This window comes from Methanobrevibacter sp. (genome assembly GCF_045116495.1).
Lineage (GTDB): Archaea > Methanobacteriota > Methanobacteria > Methanobacteriales > Methanobacteriaceae > Methanocatella.
In genome coordinates this window covers 1-4,023 of the sequence record NZ_JBGULU010000097.1, presented here as the reverse complement: position 1 = coordinate 4,023, position 4,023 = coordinate 1, and the positions used below count along the sequence as shown (strand labels likewise).

The window sequence follows — 4,023 nt, the reverse complement described above, 5'->3', positions numbered from 1 at the left end:
TCCGTTACTGTCGGTTACCGGAGAATATTTTTTAGAATTAAGATCAATTGTAACACTTTCCCCAACAACAGGATTTCCATTAGTATCAATTAAAGTAACAACAAATTCTTTATTTGAATTTGGATAAGTGATTAAATCTGAAACTGTTAATGTAGTGTTTGTTGATGTTCCAAGAATATCTTCGTCTTTAACATTGAATGTTTTAGATACTTTCTCATCGAAATTTGCACCGTTTGTCGGAACGACAGCAGTTATGACATTGCCGCTTTGGGCAAATTCATCCTGATAAAACCTTACGGTTGCAGTTCCATTTTTCATCATTACTGTTTTGAAAACATCTCCTTCATCAGGTTTTACATGTTTTGTGGCCTTATTCAAGTAAAATGTTACAGGAACGGAACTCAAATCTTTTGCGACGTTGCCGTTTTCATCAACAATGGAAATGGAATATATTCCTTTTTTAACCTGAGTAATTTCGCTCAATTGAAGTTCATAGTTTCCGCTCAATGACCATTGCTTGCCTCCTTCATAAATATAAAAGATTACAGGACAATTAACATTTTTATTTATTTCAAATACATATCGCAAGAAGACAGCGCCTTTATTATCAATGTAATCTCCTTTGCCGTCACCAACATATTTGAAAACATCATTTACAGCATCATAAGCGTAATCCCCTTTATTTTTACCTTTATAATCATAAGTAATACGGTAAACCGGCCTTTCATCCTGAGCACCTTCAAGACCTACCATATAGTTATTGTCAATTATTTCCAAATCACGATAACCAACTTTTTTTACCATATCCACCATGTTTCTAACACGATAATCATTTAAAACCTCATATACTTTATTTTGATTAAAGAAATTACCTTTAATCTCAATTTTAGTAATGTTACAGTTTACATAAACACCATGAGTGTTATATGCAATATAATTGCTTAGAATATATACACCGTCAGATGAGGTTAAATTAACACCAACACCATTGTTGGTGAGGTTATTGTAGATTATTTTTGTATTCTTGCTTGATCCTGCAACTGAAACTGCAGTAATTTCATTGTTTTTAATATCTGAATTTTCAACAATGGTGTTTGCTGAATCTTTAATATTAACTCCATAAACCGCACCATCAACGGCAACATCATCAATGGTTACAGATTTTGCATTTTCTATCCTAATTGCATCACCGGAGCCCATATCGCTGAAAGTACAGTTTCTTATTATTACATTTGAAGCCCCATCAATAAGGATTCCATAATCACCATTTCCATACAACATGCCATTTCCAATGAAGTTGAATCCTTCGATTACAGTTCCACTAGCTTTTGAGGTTAAATAAAACATTCCATGGAACCCTGAATCGGCAATACTAGAACAAGGACTTAAAGAGGTTCCGACTTCACTTTTAATAGTTAATTTTTTATCAATTGTTCTATGTACATGTTCATAATTATTTCCAGCAATAATAATAGTGTCCCCATCATTAGCCTCGTCAAATGCCTTTTTAATGGTTTTATCATTCATTTCATTGTGATTTTCACCAACTGCATCGACAGTGATGGTTTTTGAAGCTGACAAACTATCATCATAAACTGAACTCATTATTATATTTTCATTTGCAGATTCAATCATATCGCCAGTTGAATCTATCGTTAAGTTTTGATTATTATCTTCAATAGCTGAAACAGAGCTAATTAACATCATTACAGCTATTAAAAAAGACAATACTAATATAAATCTCTTTAATTTCATATTTTTCCCACAGTTTTCATTTTATAACAATTGACATATTTTGTCAATATATACATATTTACTATCAATATAATTAATATATTTCTATTTATTTGCGAAAAACTACTTAAATTTTAATATAATTTTTTTTGAAATGAAGTAAAATACATATAGATATAAAAATAAAATTCAAATTATTCAAAGAATGGGGGATTAAACATAAAGTACAAAATCGCATTAATATGTAGCATAATCATAATATTTTTAAGCATAACCTGTGTGAATGCAGCGGATATGAATAAAAGTTCCGATAATTTAATTACACATGATTATGGAGAAATTTTAACTGAAAAAAATGATATTGGGGAATTTTCGCAACTTTCAAGTGAAATAAATAAATCATATGAATCAAAACTGGTATATCTAACTAAAGATTATGCATTCAATTCAGCAGGAGATTCAAACTACAGCAAAGGAATACCTATAGATATTGATGGTTTAACCATTGACGGTCAGGGACATACCATAAATGCCAATCAAAAAGCCAGAATTTTCAATATCAAGTCAGATAACGTAATTCTAAAGAATATAAATATCATCAATGGAAAAATTCAGGAAAACGGAGGGGCAATACACTGGAGCGGATCTGACGGAACATTGATTAACTGCCAAGTGAAAAACAGTGCCACACCAAATATTGGCGGAGGAATCTTCTTTCAAAACAATGGAAAAGTCATAAATTCAAATTTTGACAATAACAGTGCCTATTTTGGTGGCGGATTGAATTTTGAAAACGAAGGAACCTTAATTAATTCAACACTAAAAGACAATTATGCTACACTGCTCGGAGGAGGAATCTACTTCGTTGAAAAAGGGACCGTCCTAAATTCAACATTTACCCATAATGAAGGTGGAGACGGAGGCGGAATATACTTTTTCAAAACAGGGCTTGTCGAAAACACAAAATTCAATAGAAACATAGCAATCGGATATGGAGGAGGAATAACCTCAGATGAGAATCTTATTGTGAAAAACTCCCAGTTCACTGATAATATAGGAATGTTTGCAGCAGCAATATTCTTTAAAGGAACCGGAAATGTTGAAAATTCTATTTTTAAAAACAACTTGGCCAATCGTGAAAGCGGATGCCTATACTTCATGCAGAATGGAACCGTTGAGAATTCCACATTCACAAACAACACTGCATCATGGGCAGGGGCAATTCTGTTTGATAAGGAAGGAATCATAAAATCATCCACATTCAAATTAAACAATGCAAAAACAGACGGCGGTGCAATCTATTTCAATGCAAGGGGAGATGTGGACAATTCCATTTTTACACAAAACTCTGCCAATTCAGGCGGTGGAATATATGCTAAATATGGAGAATTAAGTGTGAATAATAGTCAATTCAGCAATAATATCGCCAAATCACATGGAAATTCATTATATATAACTTCACAAAAAATAAGTCTTGAAAATTTATCCTTTGATAAGACAACATATGAAAACGAAATTTATATCAACAGCCCAACAATCTATGTGAACAAAATAGTATTTAAAAATGAAGAGAAAGTTACCAAAATCAAAACAGCAATAACTGCAAAATCACAAACATTCAAGGCAAAGGCAAAAACCAAAAAAATAACAATTACATTAAAAGGAAACGGGAAAACACTCAATAAAAAGAAGGTAACCCTAAAAGTAAACAAAAAAACATACACTGCAAAGACAGTTAAAGGAAAAGCAACATTTAAAATCAAATTAACCAAAAAAGGCAAATTCACTGCATTGATTAAATTTGCTGGAGACAGCTACTATAAAGCTTCACAAAAAAAGATAAGTGTAAAAATAAAATGAAAATGAGGTGGATTAATCCCCTCACTATTTTTTAATTTTTAATGTTGTTTTAACTTGAGATTTCAAATATTTAACAACAACAGAATATTTTCCAACTTTTAAATTCTTAAAACTGACAGTGGCTATGCCTTTTTTGTTGGTTTTAGCAGAGTAAGTTTTACCGTTAATCTTAAAAGTAATTTTCTTACCTGAAATGGCCTTGCCCTTGCTTGTTTTTAAAGTTGCAGAATATTTAATCTTTTTAGCCTTTTTCATAGTGGCACTATTGGCTTTCAAGACTTTTTTAATGGTAATTGTATTTTTGACTGTTGATCCCTTGTAAGTTGCTGTTATTGTATATTTTCCAGGAGTAAAATCAAATGTTTTTGTTGCATATCCTTTTGCGTCAGTTTTAACATTATATGATTTGCCTTTGACTTTCATTACAAC

General features: G+C 31.5%; 3 protein-coding genes. 1 reads left to right on the top strand and 2 read right to left on the bottom strand.

What is annotated here, in order from left to right; all coding sequences use genetic code 11:
* Positions 1–1,755: nitrous oxide reductase family maturation protein NosD (locus tag ACJMLH_RS05250; RefSeq protein ID WP_405275436.1), on the bottom strand; the 1,755-nt coding region annotated here is incomplete at its 3' end.
* Positions 1,756–2,028: 273 nt separating this feature from the next.
* On the opposite strand from ACJMLH_RS05250, the gene ACJMLH_RS05245 reads away from it, so the two are divergent.
* Positions 2,029–3,594 carry a hypothetical protein gene (locus ACJMLH_RS05245; protein ID WP_405275433.1) on the top strand — a complete coding sequence of 522 codons (1,566 nt, stop codon included), beginning with the start codon at positions 2,029–2,031 and terminating at the stop codon, positions 3,592–3,594.
* A gap of 24 nt (positions 3,595–3,618) precedes the next feature.
* On the opposite strand, the gene ACJMLH_RS05240 is transcribed toward ACJMLH_RS05245, so the two are convergent.
* Positions 3,619–4,023, bottom strand: a 405-nt coding sequence (locus tag ACJMLH_RS05240) for an Ig-like domain-containing protein (RefSeq protein ID WP_405275431.1), incomplete at its 5' end; no start/stop codon positions are given.